This window comes from Ruegeria sp. D7 (assembly GCF_056534355.1).
In genome coordinates, this window is record NZ_JBQFPG010000014.1 from 64518 (window position 1) to 83012 (window position 18495).

At 55.8% G+C, this 18495-nt stretch carries 15 protein-coding genes; 12 read left to right on the top strand and 3 right to left on the bottom strand.

Going from position 1 to position 18495, the window contains the following annotated elements; genetic code table 11:
• Positions 1-13: 13 nt before the first annotated feature.
• Positions 14-817: a phytanoyl-CoA dioxygenase family protein gene (locus ACRZ9U_RS17240; RefSeq protein WP_480735147.1), complete on the bottom strand. Its 804-nt coding sequence runs from the start codon at positions 815-817 to the stop codon at positions 14-16.
• A 273-nt stretch (positions 818-1090) separates the two neighbouring features.
• Between ACRZ9U_RS17240 and ACRZ9U_RS17245 the strand changes: the two genes are divergently transcribed.
• The 5 genes from ACRZ9U_RS17245 (at position 1091) to ACRZ9U_RS17265 (ending at position 9044) form a co-directional block, all read left to right on the top strand.
• Positions 1091-2341, top strand: coding sequence for an FAD-dependent oxidoreductase (locus tag ACRZ9U_RS17245; protein WP_170407029.1), 1251 nt, complete (start codon positions 1091-1093; stop codon positions 2339-2341).
• Between the two features lie 17 nt (positions 2342-2358).
• Positions 2359-2613: a sarcosine oxidase subunit delta gene (locus tag ACRZ9U_RS17250; RefSeq protein ID WP_480902490.1), complete on the top strand. Its 255-nt coding sequence runs from the start codon at positions 2359-2361 to the stop codon at positions 2611-2613.
• Positions 2600-5470, top strand: coding sequence for a 2Fe-2S iron-sulfur cluster-binding protein (locus tag ACRZ9U_RS17255; RefSeq protein WP_170407035.1), 2871 nt, complete (start codon positions 2600-2602; stop codon positions 5468-5470). The genes ACRZ9U_RS17250 and ACRZ9U_RS17255 overlap by 14 nt, the downstream gene beginning before the upstream one ends.
• Before the next feature lies 1 nt (position 5471).
• Positions 5472-5960 carry a sarcosine oxidase subunit gamma gene (locus tag ACRZ9U_RS17260; protein WP_480902493.1) on the top strand — a complete coding sequence of 163 codons (489 nt, stop codon included), beginning with the start codon at positions 5472-5474 and terminating at the stop codon, positions 5958-5960.
• Positions 5961-6251: 291 nt separating this feature from the next.
• Positions 6252-9044 (top strand): bifunctional aconitate hydratase 2/2-methylisocitrate dehydratase, encoded by a 2793-nt coding sequence (locus ACRZ9U_RS17265; protein ID WP_170407042.1) that lies wholly within the window; start codon positions 6252-6254, stop codon positions 9042-9044.
• Positions 9045-9316: 272 nt separating this feature from the next.
• On the opposite strand, the gene ACRZ9U_RS17270 is transcribed toward ACRZ9U_RS17265, so the two are convergent.
• Positions 9317-10078 carry an aldolase/citrate lyase family protein gene (locus ACRZ9U_RS17270; RefSeq protein ID WP_170407045.1) on the bottom strand — a complete coding sequence of 254 codons (762 nt, stop codon included), beginning with the start codon at positions 10076-10078 and terminating at the stop codon, positions 9317-9319.
• A gap of 200 nt (positions 10079-10278) precedes the next feature.
• Between ACRZ9U_RS17270 and ACRZ9U_RS17275 the strand changes: the two genes are divergently transcribed.
• Complete coding sequence (locus ACRZ9U_RS17275) at positions 10279-11169, top strand: SMP-30/gluconolactonase/LRE family protein (RefSeq protein ID WP_170407048.1); 891 nt, start codon at positions 10279-10281, stop codon at positions 11167-11169.
• Here the strand turns inward: ACRZ9U_RS17275 and ACRZ9U_RS17280 are convergent.
• Positions 11166-12164: an ester cyclase gene (locus ACRZ9U_RS17280; protein WP_480886644.1), complete on the bottom strand. Its 999-nt coding sequence runs from the start codon at positions 12162-12164 to the stop codon at positions 11166-11168. The genes ACRZ9U_RS17275 and ACRZ9U_RS17280 overlap by 4 nt on opposite strands.
• A 157-nt stretch (positions 12165-12321) precedes the next feature.
• Between ACRZ9U_RS17280 and ACRZ9U_RS17285 the strand changes: the two genes are divergently transcribed.
• The 6 genes from ACRZ9U_RS17285 (at position 12322) to ACRZ9U_RS17310 (ending at position 18495) form a co-directional block, all read left to right on the top strand.
• The gene (locus ACRZ9U_RS17285) at positions 12322-13371 is read left to right on the top strand and encodes an ABC transporter ATP-binding protein (protein ID WP_170394099.1); all 1050 of its coding nucleotides are present in this window, start codon (positions 12322-12324) and stop codon (positions 13369-13371) included.
• Between the two features lie 85 nt (positions 13372-13456).
• Positions 13457-14683 carry an ABC transporter substrate-binding protein gene (locus tag ACRZ9U_RS17290; RefSeq protein ID WP_480902497.1) on the top strand — a complete coding sequence of 409 codons (1227 nt, stop codon included), beginning with the start codon at positions 13457-13459 and terminating at the stop codon, positions 14681-14683.
• Between the two features lie 63 nt (positions 14684-14746).
• The gene (locus ACRZ9U_RS17295; protein WP_170394095.1) at positions 14747-15775 is read left to right on the top strand and encodes a carbohydrate ABC transporter permease; all 1029 of its coding nucleotides are present in this window, start codon (positions 14747-14749) and stop codon (positions 15773-15775) included.
• 1 nt (position 15776) lies between these two features.
• On the top strand, positions 15777-16658 hold the full coding sequence (locus tag ACRZ9U_RS17300; protein ID WP_170394093.1) for a carbohydrate ABC transporter permease: 882 nt from the start codon (positions 15777-15779) through the stop codon (positions 16656-16658).
• A gap of 178 nt (positions 16659-16836) precedes the next feature.
• Positions 16837-17826, top strand: a complete 990-nt coding sequence (locus ACRZ9U_RS17305) for a nuclear transport factor 2 family protein (RefSeq protein WP_170407053.1) — start codon at positions 16837-16839, stop codon at positions 17824-17826.
• A 132-nt stretch (positions 17827-17958) separates the two neighbouring features.
• On the top strand, positions 17959-18495 hold the full coding sequence (locus ACRZ9U_RS17310) for an ester cyclase (protein WP_170407056.1): 537 nt from the start codon (positions 17959-17961) through the stop codon (positions 18493-18495).

Genomic DNA, 18495 nt, shown 5'->3' on the forward strand with positions numbered 1-18495 from the left:
CCGGCCCCTTATCTTAGGTGTTGCTATAGATGACAGGGAAGCGCCCACCGGCAAAGGGAGCACCCGGTTTCAGGTCGTCATCATGCAGCCATTCAGTAACGCTATCGCGCGGTTCATAGGTGGCACCTTCAACGGCAAAACGTACCGCATATCCACGCCTGCGACGGGTCGAGGTGCGGTTGCCCATCGCCGAATGCACAGTCATTCCATCGAAGGCCAGGGCATCGCCAGGTTCCATCTGTTCATGATGGAATATGTCATATTTAGTGCGATCCGCCTCGAAATCGGGCATGTCGATATAGTCCGGGTTATCCTCTTCCAGATAGTGAAGAAACTTGCCAAGCTGGTCAGTTTTGAAAGGCCGGTATTTTGCGCCCCAAGCGTGCGAGCCACGGACAAATTCCAGCGCTCCATTGTCTGGGTCGACAGGATCAAGTGCGATCCACATTGTCATGATGGGACCGGCCACAGGCCAATAGGGCTGATCTGTATGCCAGCCGGTCTGGGTGCGTGTGCCAGGTTCTTTCACGAAAATTTGGTCATAGATCAACGAAGTCCAGGGGCTGCCCGCCACCTCGGCCACTCGCTTTCCAATATCTGAGTTCAGACAATAGTCCTGAAAGACACTCGGTTTTTCACGCATATTTTTATAGGCAAAATACCGGTCACCCTTTTTAACCTCTTCGTCCACGGCATCACGCAACTTGTTTAACCAATCGTCCCTGAGGATGTTTCTCAATAAAACGACGCCGTCGCGCGCATACGCTTGCTGAACAGTATCTGTATCCGGTGTGTTAATCATAGTTCTTCCATCCATAGCTTCCGCCTCATTTCCCGGCGGGTTTGAATTCAGGCGCAAAGCGCCACGGTCTGCATGGAGTCAGAGAGAGGGTGAACTGCGGCAGTTTATGATGAAGCAGGGCCAGCGGGATCGGGCCGACCATTTGCCAGCAAGATTCCGATGAAACTGTTCAATTTTGAAGGTCATGCGCCATGGTAGCCCCCGACCTTTGATTGCCCAAGCAGTTTTTGCGCAATGGTAAATATATTTATTGACGATATATTTTTTCTGATAAATATTGTGCTCGTTATGCAAAAATACTCGGCATTTTCACTCGCCCGTAACGCGATTTCTGGTCATAAGAACTGGTCCCGAGCCTGGCGGAGCCTGCCGCTCAAAGACCGGTACGAGGTGGTGGTGATCGGGGCAGGGGGTCACGGGCTGGCCACGGCTTATTATCTGGCCAAAGAGTTTGGCATAACCGACGTCGCCGTGCTGGAACGGGGCTGGTTGGGTGGCGGAAACATAGCGCGCAATACGGTTACGATTCGGTCAAATTACATGCGTGACGAGTCGATCCCGTTCTACGTCAAATCCGTCGAGATGTACGAAGGGCTGACGCATGAGTTGAACTTCAACATGATGCATTCCAAGCGTACCATGGTGGATGTGGTGCAGACCTGGCCCAAACTGCGAGAGTTGCGGCGTCGGCAATTGGTCATGGACATCTATGGCTCGACCTATGAGCAGATCACCACAGACGAATTGCGCAAACGCATACCTGCGCTGACAGGTGGCGGGCCAGATGCGCGCCTGCCGATCATCTGCGGAATGGTCCACACAGATGCGGGTGTAAACCGTCATGATGCGGTGGCCTGGGGCTATGCCCGCGCGGCGGATGCAATGGGGGTCGAGATGCAACAACAGACCGCCGTGCAAGCATTGATCCGTGGCGCTGATGGGCGCATCGAAGGTGTCGAGACCAATCGCGGCACCGTGCGGGCGAAAAAGGTTGTGGTGGCCGTATCGGGCCATACCACGACGTTGACCGAGACAGCGGGGCTCAAGCTGCCATTGCGCACGATGAACCTGACGGCCTTTGTGTCCGAGCCTGTGAAGCCCTTGGTGGATGTCATCGTAAATTGCCCGGACAGTGGGTTCTATTTCAGCCAGTCTGACAAGGGCGAGATGGTGATCGGCGGCGCTCCTGATATGGGGCAAAGCTTTCGTCGCGACATCAAGCAACATGTGTTCGAAGACACTGTGACCGCGATGCTGTCGCTTTTCCCGAGCTTCAAGAAACTCAAACTAATGCGCCAATGGGGTGGGCATCTTGATATTGCCCATGATGCCTCGCCCATCATGGATCAGACTGAGGTACCGGGGCTGTTCGTGACCGCTGGCTGGTGGGGCGGATACAAAGCCATTCCTGCGGGCGGACTGACGCTTGCGCATCTGGTCGCCAAAGGCGAGCCGCATCCGCTGATGGCCTCGTTCACTTTGGACCGCTTCCGCCATCTAGAATTTGTGATGGAAGCCGGCACCACGACGGCGAGATAGGAAGGGACAGGATCTTGATGCTCATCCCCTGCCCATTCTGTGGCAAGCGCAATGAAAGCGAGTTCGTCTATGGCGGCCCGGTCGGAGCTGCTCGACCCGATACCAACGCCATCAGCGATGCTGATTGGGTCGAATACCTGACCATAACGCCCAACCCGATGGGGCCTGTGCAAGAGCGGTGGTGGCACGCACGGGGCTGTGGCGAGTGGCTGACAATCTGGCGGGATACCGTGACACATGACATTGTGGAGGTGCCCGATGGCTCAGATTAATCGCCGCGCAGTGGGTGGTCGTGTTGATCGAAGCCGCCCTCTGACGTTCCAGTTCAATGGGAAAACTTACGAAGGGTTCGAAGGGGACACTCTGGCCTCGGCCTTGCTGGCAAACGGGGTGCGAGTAACAGCCCGTAGTTTCAAGTACCACCGCCCACGCGGCATTGTCGGACACGGTCCCGAAGAGCCAGGAACGCTTGTGGAGCTGGAAGGCGAGGACGCCTCGGGCAACCGTCCAGCGACCACGGTTCCATTGCGCGAAGGGCTGAATGCACGCTCGGTCAATTGCTGGCCATCGCCCGAGTTTGATCTGGGCGGGATCAATCAATTGATTGCCCGTTTTATTCCTGCGGGCTTCTACTACAAAACTTTCAAATGGCCTAACTGGCAACTGTTTGAACCATACATCCGCAAGGCGGCGGGGCTGGCAGCAGCGCCTGCGCACCCGCCTTCATCGGGGCATTTCGAAGCGCGCTACGCTCATGCAGATGTCTTGATTGCAGGTGCAGGTCCCGCCGGCCTGCAAGCTGCACTTGAGGCTGGTCGGGCAGGCAAGCGAGTCTTCCTCGCAGACGAGGGAACCGAAGCGGGCGGCAGCCTCCTGAACCGCACCCTGACCATTGGCGGGCGTCCGGCGATGGATTGGGTGGGCGAAGCGGTTGAAGAACTAAGCCAAATGGCAAACGTCACCCATCTTCAGAACGCGACCGTATGGGCCTATCGCGAACACAACCTAGTGATCGTCAATGAACGCGAGCCAGATCAGGCCAGCATTCTAGAACGCAACTGGCGGGTCCGTGTTGCTGAGGTGGTGATTGCCACCGGGGCCACGGAACGGTCGATGGTGTTTGCCAATAATGACAGGCCGGGCGTCATGTTGGCCTCATCCGTGCAGGCCTATGTTAATCGTTGGGGCGTGACACCCGGTCAGAGTGTGGTTCTGTTCACCAACAACAACAGCGCTTACGCAGTGGCCGCCGATCTGGTCGCAGCTGAGGTAACGGTTAACGCGATCCTCGATAGCCGCGACACGGTTCCAAGGGAAGCTCTTGATCTGGTGTCGGGGATAACCGTCCATGCCGGAACAGTAGCCGCCGATATCCGAGGGTACAAAAGCATCCGTGCCGTCAAGGCCTTTCCCAAGTCCGGGGGCGTAGGCACCTGGATTGACTGCGACTTGCTGGCCCATTCCGGAGGCTGGAACCCAACCGTGCATTTGTGGTCTCAGTCCCGCAGCACACTTCGGTTTGATGAAGAACTCGCTGCGTTTTTGCCCGATCAACCGATTCAATCCTGTCGGGCCGTCGGCGCGGCGGCGGGGGATCTCACACTGGATCGGATCATCGATGACGGTTCAGAGCTGCCTTATTCGATTGAACCGCTATGGCGCGTAGATGTGCCAGGGCAACGCGGAAAGGCATTCCTGGATATTCAGAACGATGTTGCGGTCAGCGATGTGCATCTGGCGCTGCGTGAAGGATATGACAACGTGGAACATGTCAAACGCTACACCACTGGCGGGATGGGCATAGATCAGGGCAAGACGGGCAATATCAACATTATTGGCACCGTTGCTCTGCAAAAGGGCGTTCCATTGCAAGATTTTGGCACGACGACATTCCGCTCTCCCTACACGCCGGTCTCATTCGGTGCGATTGGGGGGCTGCGTGAGGACTCGGTGTTGTTCCCCTACCGGCACACGCCGGTGACCCAATGGAACAAGGATTATGGCGCAGTGATGTATGAGGCTGGTGCCCGATGGCGCCGTCCGGGGTTTTTTCCCAAACCAGGTGAGGGCCTGCAAGAGGCGGTGAACCGGGAATGCCGCGCGGTGCGTGAAGGCGTTGGCGTATACGACGGTTCGCCGCTCGGCACGTTTGAGCTTAAAGGGCGCGATGTTCCGCGCTTTCTGGATTTTCTGTATTCGAACATCATGTCCAGCCTGAAGCCTGGCGATGGTCGCTATGGTCTTATGTTGTCGGATGATGGTCTGATCATAGATGACGGGGTGGCCTTTCGGCTGGATCAGCACCGCTGGATGATCTCGACCTCAACGGGCCATGCAGACGCCGTCAACCAGCACATGGAAAAGCTGCTTCAGACCGAGTTTCCTGACTGGCAAGTCATGATCACAACTGTGACAAGCCAGTGGAACAACGCCACCATTTGTGGACCCCGCGCGCGCGATGTCATGCACGCGCTGTTTACGGATATCGATCTGTCGCCCGAGGCATTCCCCTTCATGTCGTTCCGGGACGGTACGGTTGCGGGGTTCCCTGCGCGGGTTGTGCGCGTCAGCTTCACCGGTGAGCTATCCTATGAGGTCAACGTTGCCCCACGCCACATGGCCGCCTTGTGGAACAAGGTGATGGAGGCTGGTGCACCCCTTGGTATCCTGCCTGTAGGATCGGAATCCAGCCATGTCTTGCGTGTGGAAAAAGGCTTTCTTTCGCTGGGGCACGAGGTCGACGGTACCGTGGACGCCTATGACCTGGGCATGGGTTGGGCAATGTCGAAGAAAAAGCCCGACTACCTAGGCAAGCGCTCGGTCCACTTGCGCCGTGAAGCGGTAGGGGAACGCCGGGAATTGGTCGGCATCTTGCCCGAAGACCCTGACAAGCAAGTGCCCGAAGGCGCGCCACTAACCCCTGAAGGTCGCAAAGAAGCGACCGAAGGATTGGTTACCGCCTGCGTCTGGAGCGTCGTCAACAATCGCTGGGTTGGCCTGGCGTTGCTGAAGAACGGGCAGGAGCGACACGGGCAAACCGCGCATGTTCGGCTGAAAGACGAGGTGATCCCGGTGACCATCACAAAGCCTGTATTCCATGACCCCGAGGGTCAGCGCCTGAGGTCCTGAGATGAGCTACGACGTCAAGATCGAACGCCAAACCCTGAATGCGCTGTTTGACCTCAAAGGGGATCCCGAGGTCGTTCAAAATTGGGCCGAATTTTCTCTGCCAAACCGCCCCAACACAAGGGCGATGCAGGAAGCGTTTGAGGTATGTCACATTGGACGCAATCACTGGATTGTACGTGCTTCGCTGGAACTGGAAGAGGCACTGGAAGCTCAGCTCAAACCAACGGATTGCCCTGCGGGCATCAGTATAGTGCGGATATCGGACACCCTTACCTTCTTTAGTGTCGCCGGACCCCAAGCCGCTGAAGTGATGGCTATTGCCTGCCCGCTTGATCTGCATGTCACTGCTTTTGATGAAGACGCAGTAACCTATTCCGAGTTGTTTGGCCTAAAAGCACTTGTGATGCGCTGCGAGGCTGGTTTTGAGTTTGCGGTTGAACAGAGTTTTGGCGACATGGTTCAGGATTATCTGACCCGAGCAACTGCCTGACGCAATTCGAAGCAGGGGCGGTTTACGCCTTATGGCTATTCATTACCTCGCCGGTCTATATGCATATCGTCCAGGAACAGGGATCAGATAAGGACATAGCGGACTTATCGAAAGTCATTGGCTGGCACAAAATCCTTTGTGAAGTGTTGCTTTTAGACGGGACATCGCGCCACAGGTGCAAGGCTTGCAAGTTCCGGTCATTTAGTATACCGCCGCATACAATTAGGATCCTCGGGCGTTCATAACGTCTTTGAGCCCCTGCTAATCGAGCCACATATACCGGAACGAGCCATGAGCCTTTACACCAACTACCTCGACGAAATTGAAGCCCGCAAAGCGCAGGGTCTGCATCCGAAACCGATTGATGACGGCGCGCTTGTCAAAGAGCTTGTTACACAGATCAAGGACGTCGATCATGCGCATCGTGCGGATTCTCTAAACTATTTCATCTATAATACGCTGCCCGGCACGACCAGCGCCGCTGGCGAGAAGGCACGTTTTTTGAAAGAGATCATTCAGAGCGAAGCGCTGGTTGACGAAATTTCAGTACCCTTTGCCTTTGAACTGTTGTCGCACATGAAAGGCGGTCCTTCGGTTGAGGTTCTTCTTGATCTGGCTTTGGGTGGTGATCCCGAGATCGCAAGGCAGGCGGCTGAAGTGCTGAAAACACAGGTCTTCCTGTATGAGGCTGATACGGATCGTTTGAAGGAGGCGTTTTCTGCCGGAAATCCGGTCGCGCGCGACATTCTTGAAAGCTATGCGCGGGCCGAGTTCTTCACCAAGCTGCCCGATATCGAGGAAGAGATCAAAGTTGTCACGTATATCGCTGCCGAGGGCGATATTTCGACTGACTTGCTGTCGCCGGGCAACCAAGCACACTCGCGCTCGGATCGGGAGCTGCATGGCAAGTGCTTAATCTCGCAGCAAGCGCAAGACAAGATTCAAGAATTACAGCGCCAGCACCCAGATAAACGCGTGATGCTGATTGCTGAGAAAGGGACAATGGGCGTTGGCTCGTCCCGGATGTCGGGTGTCAACAACGTTGCGCTTTGGACCGGCAAGCAGGCCAGCCCATATGTGCCATTCGTAAACATTGCCCCGATCGTGGCCGGCACGAACGGTATCTCTCCGATCTTTCTGACCACCGTTGGTGTGACGGGCGGGATTGGTATCGACCTGAAAAACTGGGTCAAAAAAGTCGATTCCGAGGGGAATCCGATCCTCAACAATGACGACAGCCCTATCCTGGAGCAAAAGTACTCGGTCGAAACCGGGACAGTGCTCACGATCAATACGAAAGACAAAAAGCTTTATGACGCCGATGGCGCCAAAGAGCTTGTTGATATTGCCTCGTCCTTCACTCCGCAAAAGCAGGAGTTCATGAAGGCCGGCGGATCCTACGCCATCGTGTTCGGCAAGAAGTTGCAAACATTTGCAGCACAGACACTGGGAGTCGAGCTGAAGTCGGCATTTGCGCCGTCGAAAGAGATCAGCCGAGATGGACAGGGCCTGACCGCGGTCGAAAAGATCTTTAACCGCAACGCTTTGGGAGTAGCGGAAGGCACGGTCTTGCACGCCGGGTCGGACGTACGGGTCAAGGTCAACATCGTAGGATCGCAGGACACCACTGGCCTGATGACCTCGCAAGAGCTTGAGGCGATGGCGGCGACCGTGATTTCTCCAACCGTCGATGGGGCGTATCAGTCCGGTTGCCACACCGCCTCGGTCTGGGACAAGAAGGCGCAAGCCAACATCCCAAAACTGATGGCGTTTATGAACAATTTCGGCCTGATCACAGGGCGCGATCCCAAGGGTGAATATCACTCGATGACCGACGTGATTCACAAGGTTCTGAACGATATCACCGTGGATGATCGCGCCATCATCATTGGGGGCGACTCGCACACGCGCATGTCCAAAGGTGTGGCTTTCGGGGCGGATTCGGGCACCGTTGCCTTGGCACTGGCCACGGGCGAAGCAACCATGCCCATTCCGGAATCCGTGAAGGTGACGTTCAAAGGCAAAATGGCCGATCACATGGATTTCCGCGACGTGGTCCACGCGACACAGGCGCAGATGCTGAAGGCTTTCGGCGATAACGTGTTCCAAGGGCGTATTATCGAAGTTCATATCGGAACCCTGCTGGCGGATCAGGCTTTTACCTTCACCGACTGGACGGCCGAGATGAAGGCGAAGGCTTCGATCTGTATTTCCGAAGACGAGACCCTGATCGAGTCACTGGAAATCGCCAAAGGTCGGATTCAGATCATGATCGACAAGGGCATGGAGAATGAGGCGCGGACCCTGCAAGGCCTGATCGACAAAGCCGACGCACGTATAGCCGAGATCAGATCCGGCGCAGTTCCAGCCCTGAGGCCGGATGAAAATGCCGCGTATTTTGCCGAGCTGGTCGTTGATCTGGACGAGATCAACGAGCCCATGATCGCCGACCCTGATGTGAACAACGCGGATGTCTCCAAGCGTTATACGCACGATACGATCCGGCCTGTTTCCTACTACAAAGGGGAAAAGAAAGTGGATCTGGGATTTGTCGGGTCTTGCATGGTCCACAAGGGTGATCTGATCATCGTATCGCAGATGCTTAAGAACCTTGAGAAGAAGGAGGGCAAGATTGAATTCAAGGCCCCTCTGGTCGTCGCGGCGCCAACCTACAACATCGTTGATGAGTTAAAGGAAGAAGGTGAGTGGAGCATTCTTCAGGAATATTCCGGTTTCGAATTCGACGATCTTTTCCCCAAGACATCAGCGCGAACCGAATACGAAAACACGCTGTATCTTGAGCGTCCGGGCTGCAACCTTTGCATGGGCAATCAGGAAAAGGCTGAGAAAGGTGATACTGTTCTGGCGACATCTACCCGCTTGTTCCAAGGGCGTGTTGTCGAGGACTCGGAAGATAAGAAAGGTGAATCCCTTCTGGCTTCCACACCGGTAGTTGTACTGTCTGCCATCCTCGGGCGAACTCCGAAAATCGAGGAATACAAGGCCGCTGTCGAAGGGATCGACTTGACCCGCTTTGCACCTCCGGTCGCCAAGCCCGCAAATTCCAATTCGGCACATTTCTGATTGGAGAAGGCCGGTCGCCGCTAAGGCGCACCGGCCTTATGCTGTTTAACAGGATCCACTCTGAATCAATAAGCCTAGCAATACTGGTTTTGCGGTATGAGATTTTGGCCCCCTTAGGTAGAGTGCCACGCTGGAAATCTAAGACTATACAATGCGAATAATCCGCAATCGCGCATCGCCTTTCTAGCAAAGAAAGTACTGTCGTCGCAGCATTTACCAGCCCGCGGATATTTCGACCCCAAGGCCCTTTCCACTAAAAAGCCCTGTGCGTTTCACGTCCTCGCGGTGCCATGGAAGTTCTCCGCTTCCGCGTTTGCAGCGCGAAGCATGAAGGCGTGTTCTGAAGCGACGAAGATCATGGTCACCCCATAGTCGCGCAGCTTGAGTCCGGCTTCTGCGCTGGCTGCAAAGGTCATCAGCGTCTTGCCATGTGCTTTGGCTGCAACGCCCGAGCGTCGCATTGCATCAAGAACCTGTGGGTCGGACTGATCAGTCACGCCGTAGCACACCGCAAGATCCGCAGGTCCTACAAAAATCCCGTCGACGCCCTCGGTCGCGGCGATATCATCAACTTCTGCGACGCCTTCTGGTTCTTCGATTTGGGCAATGATAATTGTCTCTTCTTCGCTTTGCTTGAGGACATCAGCCATGGATCGAGTCGCAAACCCTGCCCACCGCGTTGATCCGGCATAGCCGCGACCACCATGGCCAAAACGACCCTCGCGCGCAATGCGACGGGCCTTTTCGGCGCTGTCAACATGCGGCACAACAATACCTGTCGCGCCACTGTCGAGCGCCTTGAGAATTTCGTCCGCAGACCCAGTCGGCACCCGCACCAACGTCGGCAACCCCAGAGCCCTGGCGACGGCGAGGCAAACATCCAACCGACCCCGGTCAAAGGGTGCGTGTTCCGCATCCAGGCACAAGAAGTCCAGTTTTGACTTGGCAATTATCTCGACCAGTTCATGGGCTGGTGTCTTGAGAAACGTTCCGACGAGAGGCTCGCCAGAAAGCATGCGTTGTTTGAAATTCATCGGAAAGTCCTGACGGTTTTGTTTGGGCGGCACATGGCAATTGGTAGCCAAGCGGTTTGGAAACATCGGCCATAGCGTAGAGCATTGAAGTTGGCAGGGCCAGACTATCGAACAGTCGTTATTGCGTTTTCACCCTAAACGCTGTTCTTGTCGAGGCTTGCCGGTAGTGTTGGCAGGCGCAACTCTGAAAAGGTGTTCACATGGTATTCGATATCCGTTCCAAATGCTTCACAGATCTGGTGCACCCTGACGCTCAACTGGAAGAAATCGCTAGCGGTCTGGGGTTTACCGAAGGGCCAATATGGCACCCCGAAGAGCATTGGCTGGTATTCTCGGACATTCAGGAGAGCCATCAATACAAGTGGAGCGAGGGTGAGGGAGTTCGCGTTTTTCGCACCCCTTCCAACCAAGCAAACGGAAATTGCTTCGACAAAAGTGGGGCAGTGATCTCTTGCGAGCACGCCAGTTCGCATTTGGTACGCCATGATCACGGCGGCAAGCGGGTTACTTCGATAGCCACGCATTTTGATGGCAAAGAACTCAACAGCCCCAACGATGTTATCTGCGACTCGCACGGTCGGATTTGGTTCACTGATCCCAGTTTTGGTCGTATCCGAGAGGATCTTGGCATTCTGAGAGAGCAAGAACTGCCGGTGCAAGGCGTGTTCCGGCTGGATCCCGACGGCACGTTACACCTTGTCGCGGATGATTTTCAGCAACCCAACGGGTTGTGTTTGTCAGCTGACGAAACAAGGCTGTTTGTCAATGACAGTTGGGGTGGCCATATCCGCGTCTTTGATGTCGCCGCTGATGGCTCACTGACCGGTGGGGTGGTCTGGGCCGATGTTGTTGGCGATGGGGCAGGGGTACCGGACGGTATGAAGTGCACCCGCGACGGCCAGATTTTGTGCAATGGTCCCGGCGGTGTACATCTGTTTGATGCCCAAGCGCACTGCCTTGGTGTCATTCTGACGCCGCAGAAATCTACCAACTTCTGCTTTGGTGGAGCCGAGTTCAGCATGCTGTACATCACTGCCAGCACGTCCGTTTACCGTATTCCGACCAAAATGATCGGCCTGCCTATGATCTAAGAACCACCGTGGGTCATGCGGTCCAGAATATCGACACCTTGTTGCTTCCAGAAATGAAGCAGATCGATGAAAATCCAGTTCTCGGCCAGTTTATCACCTTTGCGACGATAAATGTCTATCACCCGGAACTCACCGGCTTTGTCAGTGGCAGGCATCCCCATGAACCCGCCGATTGGTCGGGCGGTAAAGTTCGGCCAGCCGAAAAAGCCGCCATAGTGGCCCTCGGCGATGCGGCAGATATGGTTGGTTTTTGACCGGTCGGCAAACCCAGCACGGAACGGGCCAGCGTGTTGTTTGGCGTAACGTTCGATTGTGTAGGTCGCACCGATACCGGATGGCCCCCACCAGATCATGTCTTCGCACCATGTGCGGCGCAACTCATCTTCAAGGCTGAGCCCGCTGTCCCACCGCCCAAGATCGGAGATCATCGCGTTGATAGCGGCCAATGTCTTTTGGCCGTCTTCGGCGGGTTGAGGCGTGAACATCAGGCCGTCATGGGTCATGGGCCCGGGCTGGACAAGTTGTGCGGCGGTCTGCGGCGGGAAGGGCTGCAACCCGGCCTGAATCATGAAATGCGGGATGTCGAAATACATCGCGGTTTCGACAATCTTACCGCGCTCAATCCTGTTGAACTCGCAATAGCGCAGCAAGGCCATTTTTCCGGTTGGCGCAATGCCCAGCCAGTCCCTGTCGAACAGCCCCATGAGATGGCCCATCGAAACAACCCAGACTGAATTGAACCCGTCGATTTCATTTTGACCAGCCATGAACACGTCCATCCGACGCTGCAAGTTAGTTAGGCTGTGATTCAGCGGCTGCCAGAATTTTTGCGCCACGTTGCTAGCGCCACGCAGCTCGTTGAACGGGTGAAAGCCGCGCCACAGGAGGTCTTCGGCGCAATACTCAGCGATCACATCAGAGTGGGCTGATTCCTCTGCATCGCTCAGAGCTTTGTAGAAGTTCAGGACAATTTCTTTCTCGGCTTCGTAAGACATATCTTTTACTTTCAATGCTTTGCCCGGAGGGAAGCGTCAGTCTTTAGCAAGATTGCGGGCGCTTTTGCATTCGCTTGCAAAAAATACTTGCCAGATGTTCCTTTGGATGTCTATGCTTTTGCAAACGTATGCACTCAGGTGCAACTGGGAGGACAGTATGGCCGAGATTCAACTGCGCAATGTTGGAAAACGTTGGGGTTCGTTTGTTGGAGTGGACAATTTCGACCTGACAATATCCGACAAGGAATTTCTGGTGCTTCTCGGCCCGTCGGGTTGTGGCAAGACCACGACGATGCGCATGATCGCAGGTTTGGAAGACGCAAGCGAGGGTGATATTCTGATCGACGGTACCCGCGTCAACGATATGGAGCCAAAAGACCGCGACGTCGCGATGGTGTTCCAGTCTTACGCTTTGTATCCGAACATGAATGTCTACGAGAACATTCGTTTCCCGCTGAGGGTACGTGGCATCGACGCTTCCACCCATGACGAAAAAGTGCGCCGTGCGTCGGCGATGGTAGAGTTGGACGACTTTCTGCATCGTAAGCCGGCAGAGCTGTCAGGTGGGCAACGTCAACGGGTGGCTCTGGCGCGTGCGATTGTACGCGAGCCCAACGTGTTCCTGATGGATGAGCCGTTGTCCAACCTTGACGCAAAACTGCGTGTTTCGACACGCGCGCAGATCAAGAACCTCAGCCATGAACTAGCCGTGACTACGATTTATGTGACACATGACCAGATCGAGGCGATGACACTGGCCGATCGCGTGGTGATCATGAAGCAGGGTGTTGTCCAACAGGTTGGCTCTCCGACGGCGATCTACGACGAGCCTGCGAACACGTTTGTCGCCAGCTTTATCGGCAACCCGGCGATGAACCTGGTTGATGGCGATGTTCAGGGCGGTGTGTTCCGCGCGCAGAATACCGAAGTGCATGGTCTGAATGCTCCGGATGGCCCAATAACTTTGGGTTTCCGCGCCGAGGACGCCAATGTCGTAGAAAGCGGGGGCGAGATTAACGCGCCCATCTATACGCAGGAATTGCTGGGCGACAGCACCATGGTCTCGGTTCGGATCGGCGGAGCGCTGGTCTCGGTCAAGGCCGACAAAACCTATCGTGCAGAAATCGACGATCAGGTGTCGATTCATATCCATACCGATCACTGCCACCTATTCGATGCGCAAACCGGCGCGCGCCTTGAGATCTGAGAGACGAAAACCAATCCCGCAATGACGGGACAATCTCGGGTGCAGGCTTCGAAGATGCACCCAATCACCTAGGGAGGAATCAAAAATGTTTCTAAAGAAAATCGCATTGGCCGGGTCACTGACCGCCTTTGCTGCGAGCGCGGGTTATGCCTGCGAGATCACGGATCGGGTCAACATCGTCGGCAACGAATTTGCCGCCATTCAGGCTGTGGCCGCTGCCGCAAAGGAATGCACGGGCGCATCTGTTGAATCCAACCTGACATCCGAACACCAAACCATCAACGTGGCCGGTCTGTCGGGCAATCCGTCGGAATACACCTCAGCCATCATCGCCAACAGCTCGATTGTGGCGTTGATGAATGAAGACGTTATCCGACCGCTCAATGACCTGGTCGAAAAACATGGTCAGAACCTGCAGCCGGGACAGTTAATCAAGATCGGCGATGACATCATGGCCATCGCCTTCATGGCCAACGCTCAGCACCTGATGTACCGCAAGGACGTTCTGGAACAGGCAGGCGTCGAAGTGCCGACCACGTATGAAGAACTGCTCGAAGCGGCCGAAGCCATTCGCGCGCAGGGCATAATGCAAAACCCGGTTGGCGGTGCTTATGCTGCGGGATGGAATCTGGCGCAGGAATTCAACAACATGTTCCTTGGCTATGGAGGTACTCATTTCAAGCCCGGCAGCGCAGAGCCCAACGTCAATACCGAGGCCGGTGTCAAAGCGCTGAACATGATGAAGGCTTTGTCCGAGTATATGAACCCCGACTTTCTGACCCATGATTCCAATGCCACCAACGCGGAATACCGCGCGGGCAATGTGGCGATCATGAATATGTGGGGGTCACGGGCGTCACAGCAGACCACAACCGAAGGTGTCTTGCAGGAAGTAATCGATGGCCATGCCATTGCAGCGCCGCTGAGCGTGGGTGGCGGCACGACTCCGGCCTCGACCCTTTGGTGGGACGGATGGACCGTCGGCAAGAACATCTCAGATGAAGAGGCTGAGGCGACTTTTGTCGCGATGACGCATGGCGTCCGCCCCGAAATGTTGAACGATGAAACCACGCCGCTGGCAGTCTGGTTGATCGAAGGGTACGAACCTGCAGACGACGCGCAGGGTGTATTTGACGCTGCCAAAATGGGCACGACGCCTTATCCGATGCTGCCCTACATGGGTTTGATGCACAGTGCACTTGGCAATGAACTTGCCGATTTCATGCAGGGCAAGGAAAGCGCTGAACAGGCGCTGGCCGATGTCGAGGCCGCCTATCGCGCCGCGGCAATCGAACAGGGCTTCCTACAGTAAAACGCCCCTCGCGGGTGCCCAATTCGGGCACCCGCCCAATCAAGCCGACACGGGAATTGCGACATGCGCCATAAGACATTCCTTTGGTTTTTCCTGCCCACAGGACTTGCAATGCTGCTGTTCATTGCAATGCCCATCGTCTCGGTGGTGATCCAATCCATTTACGCCCCACACCCGGCGGTTCTGGTGGAAGTCGAAAACTGTACTCCGCTTGTCGGGTGCACAACCGAGACCACCATCGATCAGGAAGCCACCGCAGCGCTTCGTGCCGAACAACCATTGGGCAGATTTGTCGGGCTGGATATCTACTTTGATCGCGGCCACCTGGCGATACAGGAGGTTGGCGAAATCTGGGCGGCGAGTGACACGTGGGGTGACCTTTTCTCAGAGGTCGGAAACTTGCCCTTCTATCGGGCCATGGCCTTTACGCTGACCTTCACATTCATTGTGACACCCCTCACGATCATTCTGGGGCTGGTGATTGCGCTGGCGGTGAACTCACTGCACCGGCACCTCAAGGGTTTGATGATCTTCTTCTCGCTCTTGCCCATGATTGTGACACCGCTGATCGGCTCGCTCATTCTGTTTTGGATGATTGACAGTCGTGGCGTCATCGGCAACGCCCTTGTAAACTTGGCCGGAGATCCGGATTTCAGTCTAAAGGCTTCGACCGGGCTGATGTGGGTGGCGCTGATGGTTTATGGCGTCTGGAGTTCGGCCCCCTTTGCCTTCGTGGTGTTCTATGCCGGTTTGCAAACTTTGCCCAAAGATCAGATCGAGGCGGCCCAGATCGATGGGGCAACCCGCTGGCAACAGGTCAAATTCGTGGTTGTTCCCCATCTCATGCCACTGGTTACGTTTGTTGCGCTGATCCAGTTGATGGATAATTTCAAGGTGTTTGAACCGATTATTGGTTTCAGCGCCGGTGCCCATGCGCAATCGCTCAGCACTTTCATCTTCAACGACCTCGGCGGTGAAACGCGACAACTGTCCTCTGCAGCCGCTACGTCTGTGATCACGATTATCGGGGTCGCCATTCTGTTGTCGCCCGTGCTTGTCCGCACCTGGCGTGACTTCAAAGGAGCTAGATAACATGGCCAGCCGTGCGCAAAGAATGCCCAAAAGCCTTCGGATTGCTTCGTCGCTTTTTGTGATCCTTTGGTTCATCCTGGCCGCTTTCCCGTTCCTCTGGACGGTTTGGGGGTCGTTCAAGGTAGAGCTGGATTTCTTCTCGATCGCCGATTGGACGAACGCACTAACCGGCGCGCGGACCGAGGCAGTTTATGGCTCACCCTTTACCACCACCGGTTACGAAGGGGCTTGGATTCAGGAAGAATTTTGGCGGAATGTTCTGAACACGGGGATCGTTTGCGTCTTTGTGGTCGCCATCTCGCTGACCATCGGAACGCTGGGGGGCTACGCGCTTTCGCGGTCGAGCTATAACTACACATTCTGGCTTTTGATCACGGCGCTGATCTTCCGCGCAATGCCGCCGATCACGTTGGTTTCGGGTTATTTGTTACCCTTCTTTGAATGGAATATCTGGGGGATACTGCCGACGACAATCATCGTACTTGTCGCGATCAACCAGCCGTTCACCCTGTGGATGCTACACGCCTTCTTCAAGAACATCCCCAGCGAGCTTGACGAAAGCGCAAAGGTCGACGGCTGCAACCAGTTTCAGGCCTTCCGCCGCGTGATCATTCCGGTGATGTGGCCGGGTGTGATCACCACGGGGCTGTTCTCGTTTCTTCTGGCCTATAACGACTTTGCCGTTGGGGCGATGCTGTTGTCAGAAAGCAACCGCACAATGGTTCCAGCCATCGCCGCGTTCCTTGGTACAACGCAAACCGAGGGCAACGTAATGTTCGCCGTTGCGGCCGTGGTTTCTGCGACGGTTCCGCTGTTCATCTTGGTGATGTTCTTCCAGCGTCAGATTGTGGGCGGTTTGACCGCCGGGGCTGTGAAAGGCTGACGCTGATGGGACGCACGCATCCTCAGTCCGTATTTGCCCATGCGCACGCAGCCAGCCTGAATATGGCTGCGTGCCGGGCAAGGCGACCAGGGCGAATTCCTTTTGCTTTGATGCGCGCAGGGCCTTGCGGGGCGTTTCTCCGCAGACGCCTTGAACAGATCCTACAGAGACAAAGTTAATGGAACGCCTCGACCGTAAACCCTTTCTGAATTTCACCGCCGCGCAACGCCATCCAGGCAATTTCCGGCCGGCCTATGAGGGATTCTTCGCCCCCGGTGCACATGTCAACGTGGTGCATCCTTTCAACGAGGTCGCGGGTGGCCTCGGGCTGCACGATCACGTCATCGCCCCGCTCGCAGCCTCCTTCGATGGGCTTTTTCGGCGCGATGATATCGTCATGGCCGGTGTATTTGAAGGACAGGGCTGGATCAGCGCCACCGGCTATTTCGTCGGTCGGTTCTCGCGCGACTGGCTTGGTATCCGCGCCACAGGTGAGCTTGCCTATCTGCGCTTCGGCGAGTTCCACCGCATGCAGGATGGCAAGGCGGTGGAGAGCTATATCTTCTTCGATATCCCAGAACTGATGCTGGCTGCAGGGCAATGGCCGATCACCGATAGCCCGGGCAAGACCCGTGGCTTCACCGGGATGATTCAGGGTCCAGCAAGCCATGATGGCATCTTGACCACGCCGCAAGACCCAGTCGAGGGGGCCAAGAGCTATCGTATGGTCACAGAAATGCTGGCCAAGCTTGCCACCAAGAACGAGGCCTGGCGCCCGTTTTGGCATGACAACATGGTCTGGTACGGCCCCGGCGCCTTCGGTTCTTTCGTCGGGCTCGAGAGTTTTGCAAGCTTCCAGGTGCCTTTCGAGGCCACCTTCGAAGGTTGGTCCGGCGGCAGTGCGGGAAATGGCATGACTGCGCATTTCACCCGCTTCGGCGAAGGCAATTACGTATGCTCGGGCGGCTGGCCTTCCTTGACCGGTGTCCAGGTGAAACCCTTCCTCGACCAGCCCGCAAGCGGAAAACGCGTCTTCATGCGGGTCTGCGACTGGTGGCGTCGAGAGGACGATCTGTTGGTCGAAAACTGGGTTTTCGTCGACATCCCGCATGTGTTGTTGCAGCTGGGATATGACCTTTTTGCCGACATCGCCGAGCAAGCCGCATGAGCAGCTCTGCAAGACATAACGCCGTTGGCCGCCACCCGGCGCTCAACCGGATGCCGAGGGATTTTCTGTCAGCTGATTGAGCTACCCGATGAAGACAGAATTTCTATTGGCACTAATACAAGGATGAGAAAGATGAAGGGTTCCCGCCCGGAACAGGCCGTGCTGACACGTGATACGGACCTCGACAAAACAGAAGACACCCGCCGTGTGATTGAAACCATGGTGGATGGTCTGAACGATCACCGTATCGATGACATCGGCGAATTCTTCTCGGAAGGCTTCCGCTGGATGGGCAATCAGGGCTGTGGCACAAAAACTGGCCTGAAACAGTTTCAGGACAATTGGCAACGCCCGTTTCAGGCGGCTTTTTCGGACAAGACATGCATCGACGAAGCGCGCCTTTACATGGGCGAGTGGGCGGCTGCGTTTGGCCGACAGGAAGCAACCCATTCGGGTGAGTTCCTGGGGATCGCCCCCACCGGAAAGCGGGTCGAGATCCGATATATGGATTTCTGGAAAGTGGTCGACGGCAAGATCGTCGACAATTGGGTGAATGTGGATTTCGCCCATGTAGCGGCACAGCTGGGTGTCGATCTGTTTAACGGTGAAGGCTGGGAAGCATTTGACCGGGGTGAGAAGTCTCCGCCCCGGCCTGAAACTAAGGATTAG